At 65.7% G+C, this 17,823-nt stretch carries 19 protein-coding genes; 11 read left to right on the forward strand and 8 right to left on the reverse strand.

All coding sequences use genetic code 11. From position 1 onward, the window contains the following. Window positions 1-31 precede the first annotated feature (31 nt). The 4 genes from ACN5KJ_RS09630 to ACN5KJ_RS09645 all read right to left on the reverse strand — a co-directional run bounded on the left by ACN5KJ_RS09630 (window position 32) and on the right by ACN5KJ_RS09645 (window position 2,243). Window positions 32-178, reverse strand: coding sequence for a tyrosine-type recombinase/integrase (locus ACN5KJ_RS09630; protein ID WP_418593612.1), 147 nt, complete (start codon window positions 176-178; stop codon window positions 32-34). A gap of 98 nt (window positions 179-276) precedes the next feature. Then, on the reverse strand, window positions 277-609 hold the full coding sequence (locus ACN5KJ_RS09635) for a hypothetical protein (RefSeq protein ID WP_418593934.1): 333 nt from the start codon (window positions 607-609) through the stop codon (window positions 277-279). A gap of 99 nt (window positions 610-708) precedes the next feature. Continuing rightward, window positions 709-1,407, reverse strand: coding sequence for an aldolase/citrate lyase family protein (locus ACN5KJ_RS09640; protein WP_418593613.1), 699 nt, complete (start codon window positions 1,405-1,407; stop codon window positions 709-711). Window positions 1,408-1,430: 23 nt separating this feature from the next. Beyond that, window positions 1,431-2,243 (reverse strand): carbon-nitrogen hydrolase family protein, encoded by an 813-nt coding sequence (locus ACN5KJ_RS09645; RefSeq protein WP_347165257.1) that lies wholly within the window; start codon window positions 2,241-2,243, stop codon window positions 1,431-1,433. 202 nt (window positions 2,244-2,445) lie between these two features. Between ACN5KJ_RS09645 and ACN5KJ_RS09650 the strand changes: the two genes are divergently transcribed. Genes ACN5KJ_RS09650 through ACN5KJ_RS09690 form a run of 9 tightly spaced genes read left to right on the forward strand, consistent with a single transcriptional unit; the run spans window position 2,446 to window position 12,173 of the window. Continuing rightward, the gene (locus ACN5KJ_RS09650; protein ID WP_418593616.1) at window positions 2,446-3,996 is read left to right on the forward strand and encodes an ABC transporter substrate-binding protein; all 1,551 of its coding nucleotides are present in this window, start codon (window positions 2,446-2,448) and stop codon (window positions 3,994-3,996) included. A 33-nt stretch (window positions 3,997-4,029) separates the two neighbouring features. Further along, window positions 4,030-4,974, forward strand: a complete 945-nt coding sequence (locus tag ACN5KJ_RS09655; protein WP_418593618.1) for an ABC transporter permease — start codon at window positions 4,030-4,032, stop codon at window positions 4,972-4,974. After that, complete coding sequence (locus ACN5KJ_RS09660; RefSeq protein WP_418593620.1) at window positions 4,971-5,786, forward strand: ABC transporter permease; 816 nt, start codon at window positions 4,971-4,973, stop codon at window positions 5,784-5,786. Before ACN5KJ_RS09655 ends, ACN5KJ_RS09660 begins: the two co-directional genes overlap by 4 nt. Further along, a complete protein-coding gene (locus tag ACN5KJ_RS09665; protein ID WP_418593622.1) occupies window positions 5,786-7,438 on the forward strand; it encodes a dipeptide ABC transporter ATP-binding protein in 1,653 nt (550 codons plus the stop codon). Before ACN5KJ_RS09660 ends, ACN5KJ_RS09665 begins: the two co-directional genes overlap by 1 nt. Next, a complete protein-coding gene (locus ACN5KJ_RS09670) occupies window positions 7,435-8,982 on the forward strand; it encodes a serine hydrolase domain-containing protein (protein ID WP_418593623.1) in 1,548 nt (515 codons plus the stop codon). Before ACN5KJ_RS09665 ends, ACN5KJ_RS09670 begins: the two co-directional genes overlap by 4 nt. After that, the gene (locus ACN5KJ_RS09675) at window positions 8,979-9,779 is read left to right on the forward strand and encodes a creatininase family protein (RefSeq protein ID WP_418593625.1); all 801 of its coding nucleotides are present in this window, start codon (window positions 8,979-8,981) and stop codon (window positions 9,777-9,779) included. Before ACN5KJ_RS09670 ends, ACN5KJ_RS09675 begins: the two co-directional genes overlap by 4 nt. Further along, complete coding sequence (locus ACN5KJ_RS09680) at window positions 9,776-10,465, forward strand: RraA family protein (protein ID WP_418593627.1); 690 nt, start codon at window positions 9,776-9,778, stop codon at window positions 10,463-10,465. The genes ACN5KJ_RS09675 and ACN5KJ_RS09680 overlap by 4 nt, the downstream gene beginning before the upstream one ends. Further along, on the forward strand, window positions 10,462-11,358 hold the full coding sequence (locus tag ACN5KJ_RS09685; protein ID WP_418593629.1) for an N-formylglutamate amidohydrolase: 897 nt from the start codon (window positions 10,462-10,464) through the stop codon (window positions 11,356-11,358). The genes ACN5KJ_RS09680 and ACN5KJ_RS09685 overlap by 4 nt, the downstream gene beginning before the upstream one ends. Next, the gene (locus tag ACN5KJ_RS09690; RefSeq protein WP_418593631.1) at window positions 11,358-12,173 is read left to right on the forward strand and encodes an alpha/beta hydrolase; all 816 of its coding nucleotides are present in this window, start codon (window positions 11,358-11,360) and stop codon (window positions 12,171-12,173) included. The genes ACN5KJ_RS09685 and ACN5KJ_RS09690 overlap by 1 nt, the downstream gene beginning before the upstream one ends. Here ACN5KJ_RS09690 and ACN5KJ_RS09695 read toward each other — a convergent pair. Further along, window positions 12,170-13,081 (reverse strand): FCD domain-containing protein, encoded by a 912-nt coding sequence (locus ACN5KJ_RS09695; RefSeq protein ID WP_418593632.1) that lies wholly within the window; start codon window positions 13,079-13,081, stop codon window positions 12,170-12,172. The two genes, ACN5KJ_RS09690 and ACN5KJ_RS09695, sit on opposite strands and share 4 nt — an antisense overlap. A gap of 368 nt (window positions 13,082-13,449) precedes the next feature. On the opposite strand from ACN5KJ_RS09695, the gene ACN5KJ_RS09700 reads away from it, so the two are divergent. Continuing rightward, window positions 13,450-13,656: a transposase domain-containing protein gene (locus ACN5KJ_RS09700; protein WP_418593633.1), complete on the forward strand. Its 207-nt coding sequence runs from the start codon at window positions 13,450-13,452 to the stop codon at window positions 13,654-13,656. Between the two features lie 334 nt (window positions 13,657-13,990). Further along, a complete protein-coding gene (locus ACN5KJ_RS09705; RefSeq protein WP_347165243.1) occupies window positions 13,991-14,662 on the forward strand; it encodes a hypothetical protein in 672 nt (223 codons plus the stop codon). On the opposite strand, the gene ACN5KJ_RS09710 is transcribed toward ACN5KJ_RS09705, so the two are convergent. Genes ACN5KJ_RS09710 through ACN5KJ_RS09720 form a run of 3 tightly spaced genes read right to left on the reverse strand, consistent with a single transcriptional unit; the run spans window position 14,625 to window position 17,284 of the window. Continuing rightward, on the reverse strand, window positions 14,625-14,861 hold the full coding sequence (locus ACN5KJ_RS09710; protein WP_418593635.1) for an acyl carrier protein: 237 nt from the start codon (window positions 14,859-14,861) through the stop codon (window positions 14,625-14,627). The genes ACN5KJ_RS09705 and ACN5KJ_RS09710 overlap by 38 nt on opposite strands. Then, complete coding sequence (locus ACN5KJ_RS09715; RefSeq protein WP_418593636.1) at window positions 14,851-16,296, reverse strand: class I adenylate-forming enzyme family protein; 1,446 nt, start codon at window positions 16,294-16,296, stop codon at window positions 14,851-14,853. Before ACN5KJ_RS09715 ends, ACN5KJ_RS09710 begins: the two co-directional genes overlap by 11 nt. Next, window positions 16,283-17,284 (reverse strand): aKG-HExxH-type peptide beta-hydroxylase, encoded by a 1,002-nt coding sequence (locus ACN5KJ_RS09720; protein ID WP_418593638.1) that lies wholly within the window; start codon window positions 17,282-17,284, stop codon window positions 16,283-16,285. The genes ACN5KJ_RS09715 and ACN5KJ_RS09720 overlap by 14 nt, the downstream gene beginning before the upstream one ends. Window positions 17,285-17,823 lie beyond the last annotated feature (539 nt).

Genomic DNA, 17,823 nt, shown 5'->3' on the forward strand with positions numbered 1-17,823 from the left:
TTTCGCTCTGTTCGCGTGCCGTCTGCGCCCTTCAGGCAACTGCTTTCTGGTTCGCCTGGGCGGTATGTTTCTTAGCCATCGAGAGCGTCTTGTGGCCGGTCACGGCCTGGATGTCGCGCATATCGACGCCCGCGTCGGCCAGCTGTGTCGCGGCGGTGTACCGCCGCCCATGCGGCACGAAACGGCTTGTTCAGGACAGGACGCCGATGGCTTCCCGGATGGCCTCAACCTTCTTTTGTACCTGACGTCTGCCCATATGCAGCCTGCGGTCAGTTCTCAGTGACATCCAGCAGGGTTGTCCTTCAGCAGCGCGACATAGTGGCGGTTCAGGCGACCCTCCGCCTTGATGTCAAAGGCGCTTTCCTTGCTCTGTTCGACGGTCGAGATGCCTGCGAGGGGCAGAAAGACGCCGAAGCTGTCTTCGGATTGATCCCGAGTTCCCGGCTCAGCGCCGCGGTCGAAGCTTGCGATCGCTGTATTGCTGCTCTGACGGCGTGCGTGCCCTCTCGGCAGATTTGCCTTGCAAATCGCCTGCCGGGTGACAGTGCGTGGCGCAGCCGTGACGAACTTGTCCCAAAGTGCTTCCTTCCATCCCTGCGAGTGGATCACACCATCAAACCGTAGGATCAAACACCGAATTGGAGCAAAAAGCCCACTTGTGAGGTTGGTAGCGGGCAGGCCGAAAGCTAGCCTGCGCCGCCGTCTTTGTCAGTATACGAGGGTGTCCAGCACCTGCTTGAGCCCCAGCGACAATAGCTGGTGCTCAGCGGCGACGACACGCACGGCCGCACCGTGGTCGCGGACGAAGGCCTGTTCCTCGGGCCGCCAGGTCGGCATCCACCAGGGCTTGCCCGCGGCCTGTGCCAGCGCGGCGAGCCGGGCGATGTCGGCCCGGTCCCCATCGACGAAGCCATAAGTTGTGCGGCCCCGGGTCAGCGCCAGGTCGAAGGGGCCGACGAAGATCCCGTCGACCAGCGGGCTGGCCAGCAGCGCTTCGGCGTCGTCGAAGGCCTCGGCCGTCTCGATCATCGGCAGACAGAGAACCTCGCGGTTCTGGCGGGCGAAGTAGTCGTCGTCTGGCGCCTTGAAGCGCGCGGACCGACCGGCGGCGTAGCTGCGGGTCCCAAGGGGCGGGAACTTGCAGGCGGCCAGGGCGGCCTCCGCCTCGGCCAGACGACCTACGTGGGGCAGGATCACCGCGTCGACGCCCAGGTCTACGGCGCGCTGCACCCAGACCGGCTCTGGCGCTTCGATCTTGGCGCAGACCGCAAGGCCCAGGCCGCGCGCCGCGACCACCAGCGCCTCGCGCCGGTCGGCGTCGTAGCCATTGTGTTCGATGTCCAGAACCACCCTGCGGAAGCCGGCATCGGCGGCTATTTCCAGCAGGTCCAGGTTTGGTGTGCTCATCCAGAAAGCGAAGGAATTCATCATCATGCCATCACGTGGTGGGTGTTGGAGGGCAGGGTGGTGCGCACCCGGTCGAGATAGTCGAAGTCCAGTTCGGCAAAGGTGACGCCGGTCTGGGCCGAGGCCCGGGCGATGACGGCGCCCCAGGGGTCGATCACCATGGAGTTGCCATAGCAGGCGCGCTCGCCCGCCGGTTCCGCGTGAGCACCGACCTGGGCCGGGGCAAGCACGTAGGACTGCGTCTCGATCGCGCGAGTGCGCAGCATGCATTCCCAGTGGTCCTTGCCGGTTTCCATGTTGAAGGCTGCGGGCAGGACGATCAGGTCACAGCCGTCGCGCATGTGGGCCAGGAACAGCTCGGCGAAACGCAGATCATAGCAGATGGCACAGCCCGCGCGGCGGCCCGCCACGCTGTAGCCGGTGACGGTGTCACCCCGGTCAATCACGTCGGATTCGCGGAAGACATGGCCCGAGGGCGTTTCGACGTCGAAGAGGTGGATCTTGCGATAGCGCGCGATCTCGGTGCCGTCGGGGCCGAAGGTGACGCTGGTGTTGTAGTAGCGCCCGCCTGCGGCCTCCAGCAAGGAGCCGGCGTGGAAGGTGGTGCGGTAGCTGCGCGCCAGCGACTGCATGGCGCGGTAGGCCTCGCCGTCGGGCAGGATCTCGGCTGCGGCCCACTGGGCCTCCCTGCTGCCGCCGAGGAAGGTGGCGTATTCGGGCGCCACCACCAGGTCGACCTCGCCCGGGGTGATATGGGTGCGGAACAGCGCCTCGATGGTGTCGAGATTGCGCAGCTTGTCGTCCCGCGAGTTCATCTGAAGCATCGCGATCTTCATGGGAATCCTTGTCTCTGAGTGGGGCCTTCGCCCCTGTTTCCTGCTATGCCCCGGGGTCACCGCGACCGGGGGACCGGCGGCCCCCTTTGGCCAAGGCCCTGAAAAGCGGTGAAAACTTTTCGTTTGACCCGAGGTCGATTCCCATATTGTATTATGTGGCAATAAAAAACAATGCAGAGACATCCTGACAGGGAGTGACAGAATGAGACTTGGAAACCGCATCGGCGCTTCGGCCCTTGGCCTCATGGCAGCTCTGGCCGCAGGCGGGGCCGCAGCGCAGACCCTGAACGTCCAGCTCTCCTCGGACATCCGCAGTTCCCGTCCCGGCGTGAACCGAGACGCGCTGTCAGACATGGTGGCGCTGAACGTGGCCGAGGGGCTGTTCGCCATCGGTGAGCGGGGCGACATCGTGCCGATGTTGGCCGAGAGCTGGACCGTGTCCGACGATGGCACGGTCTACAGCTTCGCCCTGCGCGAGGGCCGCATCTTCCACAACGGCGCGCCGGTCACCGCCGATCTGGTGAAGCAGAGCTGGGAAGCCATGCTCGCGGCCCCCGACTTCAACTGCACGGGCTTCTTCGACGGCAGCCGGGGCGCGGCCGTCACCTCGATCGAGGCACCGGACGCGAAGACGGTGGTGATCACCCTGGCAGAGCCGGACGCGATGTTCCTGAAGTATGCGGCACAGTCGCAATGCGGCGGCATGGCGGTGACTCACCCCGACAGTTTCACCGCCGAGGGCGACTGGGATCATCCGATAGGCACCGGGCCCTTCGTCTTCGCCGACTGGCGGCGCGGCCAGAATGTCACGCTGGAGAAATTCGCGGACTACCAGCCTCTTGATGGGGAGGCCGACGGCCTCGCCGGGCACAAGGAAGCCATGGTCGAGACCGTCAACCTGGTGGTGACACCGGACCGTGCCACCGCCGTCGCCGCCCTGCGCGGCGGCGACCTGGACGTGGTGCCCTACCTGTCGACCGCCGAGGCGGCCGAACTGCAGGAAGAAGACGGTTTCGTGGTGAAATCCGCCCCCCACGGCGGCATGATCACCCTGCTGATGCAGACCGAGGACCCGGTGCTGTCTTCGACCGAGTTGCGCCAGGCGGTGGCCAGGGCGCTGGACATCCCGCAGCTGGTGGATGTGGCGACCAACGGACTGGGCACGCCCAATGCCTCGCTGGTGCCGATCAGCTCTCTCTACCACAGCGCGGTGCACGACCGGGGCGTGGACTATGCCCCGGGCGAGGTGCCCGCGCTGCTGGAGGCCGCGGGCTATGACGGGCAGGAGCTGGTGATCCAGACCAACCGCCGCAACCCGATCAACGAAAATGTTGCGGTGCTGGCCCAGGCGATGCTGCAGATGGCCGGCATCAACGCCCGGATCGAGGTTCTGGAATGGGCCACCCAGCTGGATCGCTTCCGCTCCGGCAGCTTCCAGATGTCGGCCTTCAACTACTCCAACCGCGCCGACCCGGTTCTGGCCTACAGCGCCGTCGTCGACAGCAAGGAGGACCGCGGCAGTGCCATCTGGGACGACCCCCGCGCCATCGAGCTGGTGGACGAGACGCTCCAGACCCCCGACGGTGAGGCGCGCCAGGCGCTCTTCGACGAGCTGCATGAGCTTTACCTCGAACAGATGCCCTTCGTGATGCTGGCCAACAACCTGACCGTTTCGGTGAACGCCGGCTACGTGCAGGGCTACAGCACCTGGAACGGCTTTGCGCGCCTCTGGGGCGTCAGCGTCGAGAAGTAACTGACTGATCCGACAGGACCTCCGGGGACCAAAATGACCAGATTTGTACTGTCGCGGCTCGTCTCCGCGATACCCACCCTTTTCCTCGTATCGCTGGCGGTGTTCACGCTGATCCGGCTGATCCCCGGGGATCCCGTAAGCCTGATGCTCGGCGACAATGTCGACGATGCGGCTTACGCGGCCATGAGCCAAGAACTGGGGCTGGACCGCCCGATCGCGGTCCAGTTCCTGATGTGGCTGCAAGGGGCGTTCCAGGGCGACCTGGGCCGCTCCATCACCACCGGCGAGGCGGTGTTGCCGCTGGTGCTGCAACGCTTTGCCATCACCGCGCAGCTGGTGCTGGTGGCAGTCGGGCTGGCCACCGTGCTGGCCGTGCCGCTCGGCATGCTGGCGGCCTGGCGGCAGAACTCGGCCTTCGACCTGGGTGTGGTCGTGGGCGCCACGGCGCTGATGTCGATCCCGACCTTCTGGATGGGGCTGATGTTGCTGCTGCTCTTCGGCCTGAACCTCGGCTGGTTGCCGGTGCTGGGCTATGTCTCGCCCTTCGAGGACTTCGGGGCAGGGGTGCTTTACCTCGTGATGCCGGTCGCCGTCCTGGTGCTGCATGAATGCGGGATCCTGGTGCGGATGTCGCGGGCCTCGACGCTTGACGTGCTGCGGCTGGACTATGTGACCCACGCCCGCGCCAAGGGTCTGACCGAGGGGCAGGTGCTGCGCCGGCACGTCTTCCGCAATGCCTTCGGGCCGACCTGGACCCTGCTGGGGCTGATCCTGGGCAATCTGCTGGGCGGCGTGGCCGTCGTCGAGACGGTCTTCACCATCCCGGGCCTGGGCCGGCTGATCGTGGAGTCGATCTATGGCCGGGACTACCCGGTGCTGCAGGGTTGCCTGCTGTTTGTTGCCGTCACCTACGTCGTCGTGAACCTGATCGTCGACCTTTGCTATCCGCTCTTCGATCCGAGGGTGAAGACCACATGAACCTTGGCCGTACCAACAAGTATTTCGGCGGTCTGCTGATCGCCTTCTTCCTTCTTTCCGCCCTGCTTGGCTGGCTCTGGACGCCTTATGATCCGCTGGCGCTGGACCTGCGCGCGCGCCTTCAGGCGCCCAGTGCGGGGCATTGGCTGGGCACCGACGAATACGGGCGTGACGTGCTGTCCCGCCTAATGGCGGCGGCGCGGACCTCGGTCACCATTTCGGCGCTGACCGTCAGTTTCGCGGTGACCTTCGGCATCGTGCTGGGCGCGCTTTCGGGCTATGCGCGCGGCTGGATCGACCGCGCCGTCATGCTGCTGACCGACACGCTGCTGGCCTTTCCCTCGATCCTGCTGGCGCTGGCGCTGCTGTCGATCCTCGGCGCCAACATCTGGGGCGTGATCCTGGCCCTGGGGCTGGCCTACATGCCCACCGTGACCCGCGTGGTGCGCGGCGCGGTCATGTCCCTGCGGGAGCAGGAGTTCATCGAGGCCTCGCGCCTGATGGGCCATCCTGTCGGCTATACCCTGCGGGCCCACGTGATCCCCAACTGCCTGGCGCCGGTGATCGTCATCGCGACGTCGATGTTCGGCTCGGTCCTGCTGACGGAAAGCGCGCTGTCCTTCCTTGGCCTGGGCGTGCCGCCGCCGGCGCCCACCTGGGGGAACATGCTGGCCGGCGCACGCCCCTACATGTCCCAGGCGTCCTGGCTGGGGATTTTCCCGGGGCTCTGCATCGCGCTGACCCTGCTCGGCATCAACCTCTTCGGGGACTACGTCCGCGACCGTTTCGACCCGCGCATGAAAGGCCTGTGATGACCGATCAAGACACATTTCTGAGCGTCGAGGCGCTTGAACTGGGGATCGCCAGCCTGCCCGAGAACCGCATCGTGCGTGGCGTCAGCTTCGACATCCGCCCGGGTGAGATGGTGGGACTTGTCGGGGAATCCGGCTCGGGCAAGACCATGCTGGGCCGCGCCATCATCGGCTTGCAGCCCGGCGGCATCGTCGGGCGCGGCGGCACCATCCGCCTGCGCGGTCGGGACATCGCGCAGATGTCCCCGCGGGAGCGACGCAAGATGCGGGGGGAGGACGTGGCCATCGTCTTTCAGGAACCGATGACCTCGCTCAACCCGTCGATGACCATCGGGCGGCAGCTGGACGAACCGCTGCGGAGCCACACGAAGCTTGGCACGGCGGGGCGGCGCGCCCGCATTCTGCAAATGATGGAGCGCGTGGGCATCCCGTCGCCCGCCGACCGGTTGAACGACTACCCGCACGAGTTCTCGGGCGGGATGCGGCAACGGATCATGCTGGCCTCGGCCATGCTGCTGAAACCCGCGCTTCTGATTGCGGATGAACCGACGACGGCGCTGGATGCGCTGGTACAGCGCGAGGTGCTGGAACTGATGGTGGAGATGACGCGCGAAAACGGCACGGCGCTGATCCTGATCAGTCACGACCTTCCCATGGTCGCCCGCTACTGCGAACGGGTCATGGTGATGCGGCAGGGCGAACTGGTGGAGCAGGGCGAGACGCGCCGGATCCTGGCGCAGCCGGCCCATGACTACACCCGCAAGCTACTGGCGGCGATGCCCGAACGCGGGCCCCTGCGCAGCTTCGGGGAAGACGAGACGCCGCTGGTGGAACTGCGCGACCTGAAGGTCGAGTATGTCTCTCGCGGGGCGCTGCTGTCGCGGGCCAACCGCAAGCTGGCCCTGAAAGGCGCCAGCCTGACGGTGCGGCGGGGCGAGGTGGTCGCGGTGGTCGGCGCCTCGGGTTCCGGCAAGACGACACTGGGTCGCGCGCTGGCGCACCTGATCCCCTACAGTGGCGGCGAGATCCTGTTTCGTGGCAAGCCGGTCGCCCGGGGCAGCGAGGGGTGGATGGATTTCCGCCTGAACTGCCAGATGATCTTCCAGGACCCCTTCGGCTCTCTCGATCCGCGCTTCACCATCCGGCGTGCGCTGGCCGAGGCCCTCTATCACATGGACATCGGCGCGCAGGAAAAGGACGAGCGGATCCGCCGTATCGTGGCGGAGGTGGGGCTGGAGGAGGAGCACCTGGACCGCCTGCCGCACGAGATGTCGGGCGGCCAGCGGCAACGCGTGGCCATCGCCCGCGCCATCATATCCGAGCCCGATTTCGTTATCGCGGACGAGGCGGTATCCGCGCTCGACGTGACGGTACGGGCGCAGGTGCTGGACCTGCTGGCGGACCTGCAGCAACGCCACGGCTTCTCCTGCCTCTTCATCAGCCACGACCTGGGCGTGGTCGAACAGCTGGCAGACCGTGTGGTCGTCATGCGGGACGGCGAGATCGTGGAGGAGGGGCCGCGCAACCGGATCTTCGACGCGCCCGAGAGCGACTATACCCGCGCGCTGCTCTCGGCGATCCCGACCCTGAAACGCCGTGGCGAGGGCGTGGAACTCAGCTGGCGGTTCGCCGCGCAGGAGGCGGGCACATGAGTGGACAGCATAGACTGCTGAAATGCGCGCCCGAGGCCCATGGCACCGATCCGGAGGTGCTGCTGCGCTTGCTGGATCGGATCGCCGCCGAGGGGTTGGAGGTGCATAGCCTGCTGGTGTGGCATGACGGCGCCCTGATCCAGGAGGCCTATTGGGACCCTTACGGCCCCGACCGGCTGCACATGATGCACTCGGTCACCAAGAGCTTTACCGCCATGGCCGTCGGGCTGGCCTGGGACGACGGTCTGCTGAACCTGGACGCCCCGGTGATCGACTTCTTCCCTGAGCATCGCGCGGTGGCGCCCGAGGGGATCGAGGCGATGACCCTGCGCCACCTGCTGACCATGACCAGTGGCCACGAGCACGGCATCTCGGGCGGGGCCTGGCGCAAGCTGGAAACGAGCTGGGTCGCGGATTTCCTGCGTCGGCCGCTGGTGCATGCGCCCGGTGAGGTCTTCGTCTATGACAGCGCCTGCAGCTACGTCCTGTCGGCCATCGTGCAGAAGGTGACCGGGCAGACCTGCCACGATCTGCTGCGGCGGCGGGTCTTCGATCCTCTGGGCCTGACAGCCGGTATCCGCTGGGACCTCAGCCCGGAAGGGATCAACAGCGGTGGCAACGGGCTGTGGTGTACCAGTCGCGACCTGCTGTCGCTGGGCATCCTGCACCTGCAGGACGGATGCTGGCAGGGACGGCAGATCCTGTCGCGCGACTGGGTTCGGGCGGCCACGGGCATGCAGCTGCGCGACGTGTCGCTGGGCGTGCTGACCGGCGAGGCCTACCTGGGCCCCGGTGAAAGCCACGACGGGGCAGAGGCCGAACGCCGCGAGGGCTACGGGTTCCAGTGGTGGCGCGGACCGAATGACAGCTACTCGGCCAACGGGCTGTTCGGACAAAACTGTTTTGTCTTTCCCAACGAACGCGCCGTGATCGCGGTGACCGCCGGGATGGAGGACGAGGACAGTCGGCTGAAGCGCATGATCCAGGAGGATCTGCGCCCCGCCCTCGGCCAGTGGCGCGGGGCGGAACTTACGCCGCGGATTGCCGGGCTGGACCTGATGCCGGCGCCGCCGGGCAACCCGGGCGCCGCACCCGAGGGCTGGCAGGGGCTCTATCTGGTGCAGGAGAATGACCAGCGGGTCACCGGCATCCGGCTGGCGCAGGACGGCCTGACATTGCGCCTCGGGATCGAGGATGCGCGCGGTCGGCACGACCTGTGCGCCGGGCTGGGCCATCGGCAGGAGGGGATGACGACCCTCAGCGGCGCCGCCCTGCATCACGCCTACGAGTTCGACGCGCCCGGCGCCCGGGTCGCCGCCTGGGCCGCCTGGTCGGTGCCCGATGCCGAGGGCTGGAGCTGCCTGACCCTCGACTGTGCCTTCGTGGAGACGGCCTTTCGCGATACGCTGCGCCTCTGGCTTCGCAGCGGCGAGATGCGGCTGGAGCGGGAGGTGAACGTCAATTCCTCGATCCGCCGACTGCCTCTGCTGCGTGCTACCCGCGTGACCCGGGACTGTTCCCAACCGGAGGAAACCCCGACATGAGCGGCCCCTTGCACCTGGCCCGCATGACCCAGGCCGAGGCCGCGCGGCGGCTGGCCGACAACCCCGTGATCCTGTTGCCCCTCGGCTCGCAGGAAGGGCAGGGGCCGCATGTGCCCATGGGCGACTATCGCCTGTCCGAAGCGCTGGCCGAACGGATCGCCTGCCGCAGCGGGGCGCTGGTGGCCCCGGCGCTGCCCTTCGGCTACGCGGATTTCTTCCGCGACTACCCGGGCGGAATGCAGATCCGGGCGGATACCTTCACCGCGCTGTTGACCGACATGCTGACCAGCTTTCTCGATCACGGGCTGACCCGGCTGCTGATCCTCAACGGCCATACCACCAACGCGCCCCTGATTGCGCAGGTCACGCGGACCCTGCGACGAGAGCGGGGGGCGGTGGTGGCCTCGGTCGATCTCTGGCCCTCGGTTCCCGCCGCGCTGCTGAAGGATCACTTCGGCGAGGCCCCGGTGAAGGGCCATGGCGGCGAGCCGATCACCTCGGTTGCCCTGCACCTGCTGCCGGGCGAGGCGCGGGCGCTGGACATGCCCCCGCAGGACCGGCGCGGGCAGCTTCTTGACCTGCCGCTGCGCGGTGTCTCGGGCGCGGATTTCGAGGGGCTGCGGGTGAACCTGCCGGTCACCGCGGCAGAGATCGCGCCCGACGGCCTGCTGGGCGGTGATGCCAGCCGGGCCACGGCAGAGGCGGGCGCCGCGATCACCGAGGACCTTGTGACCCGCCTCGCGGCCCTGGTCGAACATCTCCAGGCCGCTCCGGCTGCGGGAAAGGACCCCGCATGAGCCGCTACCGTATCGACCCGATGCCCGCCCCGGCGGATCCGTCCCTGCTGACGGCGCTGGAGAAGATCGAAACCGCCACACTGGGCCATGTGCGCCTGACGGGCATGGTGGATAGGGGCATCCGTGCCCTCGACCCGCGTCAGCCCGCCCGCGCCGGTGTCGCGGTGACGCTGGCGCTGCCGGCCATGTGTTCGACCCTGATGCACCATGCCGTCAGCCTGCTGCGCCCCGGCGACATGCTGATCGTCGACCGGCTGGGCGATGACCGTTTTGCCTGCCTGGGCGGCGCGGTGGCGCGGGCGGCGAAGATGGCCGGCGCGGCGGGGGTGGTCATCGACGGCCCCGTGACCGACCTGGCCGAGATCCTGGCAGAGGGCCTGCCGGTCTGGTCGCGCGGCCCCGCGCAGCTGACCACCCGGCGGCTGGAGCTGGGCGGCACGCTGAACCGACCCGTCAGCTGTGGTGGCGTGCCCGTGCTGGCGGGCGACATCGTGCTGGGCGATGCCTCCGGCGTGGTGGTGATGCCCGCCGACGAGGCCGCCGCCGAAGCAGAGGCCGGGCTGGCGCGCGAGGGCCGGGTGGCCCGCACCATGGACCGTCTCGCGGCGGGCGAACGACTTGGCGATATTACCGGGGTCAACGCCCGGATCGCCGACCTGACAGACCCGAAGGACCCGAAGAAATGACCCAGGACCTGCCGGTGGCGCCGTTGGTGCCAATGCCCGCCTCCGTGACGGATGTGCTGACCGTGACCGCGCCCCGTGCGCCTTTGATCCCGCTGGTGCTGGACAGCCCGCACAGCGGCACCGATCTGCCCGCCGATTTCCAGCCGGCGGTCGACCCGGACATGGTGCGGATTTCGGCCGACACCCATGTCGACGACATCTTCTCCGCCGCCCCCGACCACGGCGCGCCACTGCTGGCGGCGCTGTTCCCGCGCAGTTTCCTCGACCCCAACCGGTCGCTGTCGGACATGGACGAGCGGATGGTCGCCGGCCCCTGGCCGCATCCCACGCGTGACAGCAACACCGCCCGGCGCGGCATGGGTCTGATCTGGCGCAAGGCCTGGGGCGAGACGCCGATGTACGACGCGCCGCTGACGGTGGCCGAGGCCGAGGCGCGCATCCGCCGTTACTGGCTGCCCTACCACGACGCGCTGCGCCAATTGCTCGACGGGGCCTTTGCCCAGTACCGCCGGGTCTGGCACATCAACTGCCACTCGATGACCGACGCGGGCCATGCCATGTCCTCGGACGGGCCGGGCACGAGCCGCGCCGACATCTGCATCGGTGACATGCTGGGCACCTCGGCGGGGCCCGAGTTCACCGCGCTCCTGCGCGAGATCCTGGAAGGCGAGGGGTTCAGAGTGGCCATGAATAGGCCCTTCAAGGGCGCCGAGCTGACCGAGGCCTATGCCAACCCCGCAATCGGTCGCCATTCCGTTCAGTTCGAGATCAACCGCCGCCTGTACATGGATGAGGAGACCCGCGACCGCAGTGCCGACTACCCGGCCTTCAAGGCCGCGATGACCCGCATGGTGGGCTGCGTGGCCGACTACGTGAAAGCGGAGGTGTCCTGATGGCCCGGATGAATTTCTACCGCCTGCCGGCCAGCGCCATGTTCGCCGCCCGCTGCGATCCGCGGTTCCATTACTGTACCTACGTCCCCGAAAGCTACGACCCTGAGGCGAGCCGGACCTACCCGCTGGCGGTGCTGATCCACCACAGCAAGCGCGATGCCCAGGCGCTGCGGGATCGTTTCACCGCCTTCGCCGAGGCGCACCAGTGCGCGCTTCTGGCGCCGCTTTTTCCCTGCGGGATAAACGGCGAGGACGACTTCAACAATTACAAGCTGATGCGCCATGCCGGTATCGCCTATGACGAGGTCCTGCTGGGCATGATCGAGGAAGTGGGCCAGGTCTTCCGCCTGCAGACCGAGCAGGTTCTGATGTATGGGTTCTCGGGCGGCGGGCAGTTCGCACATCGCTTCCTGCTGCGGCACCCGGACCGTCTGCGCGGCATCTCCATCGCGGCGCCGGGTACGGTGACCCTGCCGGGGGACCCGCGCGGTTGGTGGGTCGGCACCGGCGACATGGAGGCGTCAACGGGCGCGCCTTTCGACCCCGGGGCGGTCGCGCGGGTCCCGGTACAGCTGCTGGTCGGGGCAGAGGACACCGCCGGGGGCATGACGATCCGCCGGGGCTCGGACTTCTGGTGCGAGGATGGCGCAAACGATGCCGGCGCGACGCGGGTCGCGCGGTTGACGGCCCTGGAAACGGCGCTGCGCGGGATCGGCGCCGCACCGGAACGGCAGGATCTGCCGGGCGTCGGCCATGAGGCCGAGGCGATGGAGCCGCCGGTCCGCGCGTTCTTCGGCCGTCTGCTGGCCGACTAGTCCAGCCTTGCCGGTTCGCCCGGCACACGGCTAAGGTGGCGGTCGAGGATCTGCGCGGCGGCCTCTGTGTCGCCGGCCTCGATCGCATCGAGGATCGCCAGGTGATCGCGGGCCGCCTTGCGGATGCGGTCGGCGCTCAGCTCGGTGAACTCCACCACTTCTGTCATCCGGCGCAGGCTGTTCTGCCGAACGATCGCCTCGGACAGGAAGCGGTTGTGCGCCCAGCCCACCACCGTGGCGTGGAAGTTGGCGTTGGCTTCGAACCATTCCGCGCCGGTGATCCGGTTCACGGGCGTGTCATGAAGACGCTGCTGCTGCGCGCGCAGCTCGGCCAGTTGCCCCAGGTCGGGCCGGAACCCGGGATCCCGGACCGCGCCGCATTCGACGATGACCCGAAATCCGTAGCTGGCATTGATCGCCTCGGGGTTGTCCAGCGTTTCGGCAAAGCGCCACCCGTGGCCGGTACGCCGCTCGGCGAGCCCGGCGTTGGCGAACCGCATTAGGACCAGGCGGATCATCCCGCGCGTCACGCCGAAATGGTCGGCCAGTTCTGCCTCCGACACCTCCGGGGTGATCTCGCCAGAGGCGCGCGCTGTCATCACCCGCTCGTAGAGGGTTTCGGTTTCCGACTTGGGCAGCAGATCGGAAAGGTTGTCGTTCTTCGCCGGCAGACCCTGGAAGCGGAAACCGATGTTCGGGATCTTGGTGAAGAGGCCCCGTTCCTCCAGATGGATGAGGACACGGCGAACCGGAGTCCTCGAGGTTCCCAGCAATTTCGCCAGCGGCGTCTCCGAGACGTGCTCTCCTTCTTTCCAGTGCCCGTCTTGCGCAAGGGTAAGGATCTTGTGGGCGATCTCGGCCTGGAGATTGCTCAGGCCTTCAGCTGATTTGATCGAAGTGGCGCTCATGTCTGCGTCTCGGAGTCATATGATTTCACGTCACCTTGGATGGTGAGCGGAGAGGTGGCCGAAGGGCTGCCCAGTCATACGACATGTTTCGCGGTAGGAGAACCTGAGCTCGATCATCTGACTTCAAACGACGGGACCGACTTTCGCTGGTAGGATACGAGCCGGGATGTGCCACGATAACGGCCGCGTGAGGAGCGCAATCATGTAACCCAGAGACCCGGTTCCGCCATTTCGGCGGGGAAGGCGCCCGGGAGCGTGCGAGGGCCGGATGAGCCCGTATCGTTGGTTGCGATAGCATGGCCATCCTTGGCAAAGGCCGGGAACAGACGCTCAGGTGTCGCACCCCAATCCGTCTTCGAAGATCGACGGTGACCGCCAGCGTCGCCCAAGGCTCCACCCCCGGCTTCCTACACCACGCGCTGGGGGCTATCAGATGGCGCCGCAACCCGTCGCTGGTCGAGACCGCAAGGATCAACGGCGTCGAGCCCTTCGCCCATCTCAACGCCATCGCCGCCGGACATCCGCAAGGTCAACTCGACGATCGGGCTCCTTGGAACGTCACGCCGCCAACCTGAGACCGCAGGCCGCTCGGCCACCGCTCGACGTTGAAAAGATGAGGTGAAATGAGTTCTCCAGGCCCCTTGCGCAGAGGAGCGATATGTAGTTTTTTTATCTAACTTATCCAGAAGGGAAGATATAATGAACTTGGATCTCAAGAAAATTCTGACATTGAAGGGCGGTAAAACCGCTGCAGCTCCGAAAGTCGGCGAGCTGGCTCCTCCGGGAACCGGTTTCTGAGCCTGACCGGAACGAGAATTCCGATCGTGAAAAGAAAAGCGGCCCGCAACTTGGCGGGCCGTTGGTTTGTGGTGCAGATATACCCCGAATGACGCAAGAGTACGAAACCCGATGACGGCCCAAGGCGCGGACATTAGCCATGTGCTGCGTTCAGTCGCGCGTTTGACCACGAGCTGGCCGGGCAGGGCCGTCGGACCGCATGGCGCTGCAAGACTGCTGAATTCGGGCGGATCGCTACCGCCGATCCTGTGGTTTTACAATGCAGAGCTGGAACCGGTCAATTTCCATGCTGCCCTCAGCCCGGAGCAGCCGCTTGTCGCGCTCCGCTCTCTCAACATCATAATGAAGGCGTCCCCCGAGCGCGATGTCATCGGGGCCGAAATGGCGCGGCAGGTGGCGGAGGCTCTGACGGACCTTCTTCCCGAGGAGATCGCTCTTGTCGGCGGCAATTGTCAGGGGGCGCCGTATTCATTCCACTGCGCGAACCGCCTGTTGGAGCTGGGCCACAGGATAAGGTCCGTGGCTGCTATTGATACCATCCCCGACTGCGCAGTACCCGTGCCTGCCTTGCTCAATTTCGGCGCCGAGTCACCGGAGTGGAACCCGTTTCACGACGATTTCTCCCTCACCCATGAACGGGTGGCGAGGCTTTTTCCCGTCTATAGGCAATCCAGTCTGCCTTGCGCGCACGGGCAATACTTCAGGCCGGAGAATATCCCCTATCTGATCGCCAACATCGAGAGCGTTATAGGGGCCCGTATTCTCGCCGAAGAGCTTCAGTGACCTCTGCCGGGGTTGCATGTGAAAACAGAAGGGACGGATGAACTTCGGCGTGGATAAGCTGCCCGATTAGGCTGCATAGCTCGACGGCTTTCAGGGAATCGCCGCCGAGGTCGAAGAAATCACTGTCCTGCGACACCTCGGCATCGGGAAAGAATGTCTTGAACGCGCGTTCGACGCATATGCTCAGATCAGAGGACATGGCACAGGTCCTGAGTGGTTTCGACCATTCGGCCCAATTGCGCCTTTGCGGGCTTGAGGCCGGATGTCTTCGGGATGGCCGGCAGGAGGGCGATCTTGTCCGGCCTTGTCAGCGGTGACAATTGTGCCCTCAATCGGGTCTTGAAGTTGGGCAGGCGGCTTGGGTCGGCTTCGATCACGGCAATAATCTCGTCTTCGCCATCGACTGCGCCTGGGGCTGCGAGCACGCAACAAAGTGCGGCGCCCGTGATCTTCTGAATCCGCTCTTCCAGGTCGGGCGCGTTGAAGGAAACACCGTTCCGGCACAGGTATTCCTGAACTCTTCCAACGACATACAGATAGCCTTCGTCATCGAGATAGCCGCGATCGCCGGGTTGCGCGCTATTCTCACCAACCCGCGTAACGATATGGCCGACCGCGTTGATCGGCAGCGGACGATTGTCGTCGTCGACAATGCTGACCTGATGATGGGGAAGCGGTTTTCCGACCGAGTGTGGATGGCTGTCAATCGCGTCCCCCTCAAGGCGGGAAATGATGCCCGTTTGGGTCGAGGAATAGGTGACGCAGAGCCTGGCGGACAAGAGGGCCTTGGCCTCGGTCAGCGCCGGGCCAAGCAAGGGGCCGCCGATGCACTGCATTTTCACCAGCCGATGATAGCGAGGGCCGGTGCCGGCCAATCCCTGCGACTTTATGTGCTGGGTCAGCCCGCGGACCAGGACCGGCGGAAGCGTCACTTCTTCCGCATCCTCATGCAGCAGCGCAGCATCGAGCTCGGCATAGCTGAAGAACACCGGGACGGGGATGATCTTTCGCCCGTAGATCGCGTTGCGATACCAGACAAAACGCGTTCCCGGAAAACTCAGATTGAGGCAGGACACCGCGTTTCCCCAGTCGCCGCGTTCTCCGCCCCGGGCCATCCGTTCAACGGCGGTGAAGACGTCGTCCTGCGAGGAGGGGTACAGTTTTGGCACCCCGGTTGTGCCGGAGCTCATGATGAAATCCGCGGGACCGTATTGCTCGGGCACTCCGGGTCGCGCTTGCGGAGTCTCTGGCGCCCCGGTGTCGCGCGGGAAACTCTGTATCCCGTCGTGTCGCGCCAGCGTCCTGAAGTCCGAGAATACATGGCTGGCCCCCGCGCGCGCGGCCCGTTCCTGGATTTCCGACAGGGGGCTTCTGAAATCGAGCACCAGTGGCGATGCCCCCAAGGCCCAAAGCGCGAAGATCGCGGCGAAGGTGTCGATCTGGTCGGTATTCGCCAGAGCCACCACCTGATTTGCGGCGACGCCCAGGTCTGCGAAGGCCGCCCTCAGCGTGTGCAGACGCGCGCTGAATGCCGAATAGGTGACGGTCCTGGCCCCGGTTTCGAAAAGGATGGCGTCGGGGGCCGCGTCGGCCCGCTTCAGAAAGGCCGCGCCGATGGTGTCAGCTGCGTACATCGGACATCGCCCTTTGCGCATCGTCGAACAGCTGCTGTCCCAGCGGCGTCAAACGCGCATGGCGCTGAATTTCCGTGGCGCAATCGTGATAGACGGTCGCGGCTTGGCTGCTCTGGCGGTGCAGCTCGTCGGCCTCTGCCCCGCAATAGCCGCTGTCGATAATGCACCGAGCGGCTTGGACCATGCGCGCCGAGACCCACGCCGCATGGAAAATCCCCTCCATGGGACGTGGAGTGGACCGGAGCGGAGAGCTGTACAGCTCGCTATCGTCATTCAAGATGACGGGGTCATCGAGGTGATGGAGAAACAGCTTCGCATGCGAGCTTTCGTGAACCAGCGTCATCAAGGTTGCGGGCAGATCGTCGATCTTGTCCGCGTTCATCAGGATGGAACCGAAAGCGGCAAAGACCGTGGCGCCGCCAAAGCCGCTTTTTTTCGGGTCCCGGTTCGTGGCCAGGTAGATCTGCGACACGAGGAGATCGAATTCCCTTGCCCAGTCGGGGGCGAATTCCTGCATGATCTCTCTTGCCCGATTGATCATGGCTTTCGCTTGGTCTGTCTGCCCGGAACCGGGCGCAACCAGATCGTCCGTAAGCCCGGTGTCATCGCGATAGGCGCGGCGAAGGACCTCAGAGGCGGGGGGCGACAGGGCGTCATCCGACAGGCCAAGCACCCGCAGCCCGGCTTGCGGCGCCTGATCCGGAAGTTGAAGGAACAGCAAACAGGCGCGTTCAAAGCCCGGTTCATCCTGTGACAAAGCGGCGTTCAGGATGGCGTCATGCGCGGCGAAAACACAGCTGTCAGGAAGCCCGCGATTGGCGAAGATATCCGCCAGCTTTTTCTCGGCCCGCGCCTTGTTGTCTTTGTTGTCCCAAACCTCAAGCAGCAGGTGGCGCAATGAGGTTTCCAATCGAGGGATTAACCGGTTAATTGTTTCCCGAAGCTCTTCGGCATTCGGCAATAAGGTCGCTGCAACGTCGCGTTCCATGAAACTCCCAGGCAAGTGATTTGGTACTGAAACGAACCGGAGTTTTGCAGCGCTATGCCGCTCGGCCAATCCGCATCCGTTGTCGGTTCTCCGTTTCCGTACCAATCCGTTCCGGTTGGATGTATGCGTGGTCGGCTGTTCTGTTTCAAGCGTTGTTTGGCGTTTCGCTTGGGTTTTGAAGGCGATACCGCGTGCCGAAGATCGCCCGCGCATTCCCGTCCATGGCTTCGATGGCAAGGCCTGATGTTGTTCCGTCTGAGGTCAGCGCCATTGAGACGGATTTGGGGCTGTCATAGCGAAGATGCGGTCATCGGGCCGAGCCGCCATCACTATTGCGGTGATTTGCAGCGCGGAAGAGATGGCCATGCCCTATCTTGTCGGGCGTGATGTCTGGATGGAGAGTAGAGCCATCTGCCGGATTGAGGATGCCGGCAATGTGGGCCGGTGTTTCAAGGCCCGTGAATGAACGGCACGCAGGTTGGTCCGGTACGGAAGCGCGGGGCTACAGCGCATCGGGCCCGCGAGCCACGCGCTCCGGG

The organism is Ponticoccus sp. (in: a-proteobacteria), from assembly GCF_048381735.1.

Bases quoted from the DNA above. Each gene is read 5' to 3' on its own strand.
- ACN5KJ_RS09660 (WP_418593620.1), top strand. From the start codon at position 4,971: ATGAACCTTGGCCGTACCAACAAGTATTTCGGCGGTCTGCTGATCGCC.
- ACN5KJ_RS09720 (WP_418593638.1), bottom strand. From the start codon at position 17,284: ATGGAACGCGACGTTGCAGCGACCTTATTGCCGAATGCCGAAGAGCTT.
- ACN5KJ_RS09655 (WP_418593618.1), top strand. From the start codon at position 4,030: ATGACCAGATTTGTACTGTCGCGGCTCGTCTCCGCGATACCCACCCTT.
- ACN5KJ_RS09645 (WP_347165257.1), bottom strand. From the start codon at position 2,243: ATGAAGATCGCGATGCTTCAGATGAACTCGCGGGACGACAAGCTGCGC.
- ACN5KJ_RS09710 (WP_418593635.1), bottom strand. From the start codon at position 14,861: ATGTCCTCTGATCTGAGCATATGCGTCGAACGCGCGTTCAAGACATTC.
- ACN5KJ_RS09715 (WP_418593636.1), bottom strand. From the start codon at position 16,296: ATGTACGCAGCTGACACCATCGGCGCGGCCTTTCTGAAGCGGGCCGAC.
- ACN5KJ_RS09695 (WP_418593632.1), bottom strand. From the start codon at position 13,081: ATGAGCGCCACTTCGATCAAATCAGCTGAAGGCCTGAGCAATCTCCAG.
- ACN5KJ_RS09670 (WP_418593623.1), top strand. From the start codon at position 7,435: ATGAGTGGACAGCATAGACTGCTGAAATGCGCGCCCGAGGCCCATGGC.
- ACN5KJ_RS09665 (WP_418593622.1), top strand. From the start codon at position 5,786: ATGACCGATCAAGACACATTTCTGAGCGTCGAGGCGCTTGAACTGGGG.
- ACN5KJ_RS09680 (WP_418593627.1), top strand. From the start codon at position 9,776: ATGAGCCGCTACCGTATCGACCCGATGCCCGCCCCGGCGGATCCGTCC.
- ACN5KJ_RS09690 (WP_418593631.1), top strand. From the start codon at position 11,358: ATGGCCCGGATGAATTTCTACCGCCTGCCGGCCAGCGCCATGTTCGCC.
- ACN5KJ_RS09705 (WP_347165243.1), top strand. From the start codon at position 13,991: ATGACGGCCCAAGGCGCGGACATTAGCCATGTGCTGCGTTCAGTCGCG.
- ACN5KJ_RS09640 (WP_418593613.1), bottom strand. From the start codon at position 1,407: ATGAGCACACCAAACCTGGACCTGCTGGAAATAGCCGCCGATGCCGGC.
- ACN5KJ_RS09675 (WP_418593625.1), top strand. From the start codon at position 8,979: ATGAGCGGCCCCTTGCACCTGGCCCGCATGACCCAGGCCGAGGCCGCG.
- ACN5KJ_RS09650 (WP_418593616.1), top strand. From the start codon at position 2,446: ATGAGACTTGGAAACCGCATCGGCGCTTCGGCCCTTGGCCTCATGGCA.
- ACN5KJ_RS09685 (WP_418593629.1), top strand. From the start codon at position 10,462: ATGACCCAGGACCTGCCGGTGGCGCCGTTGGTGCCAATGCCCGCCTCC.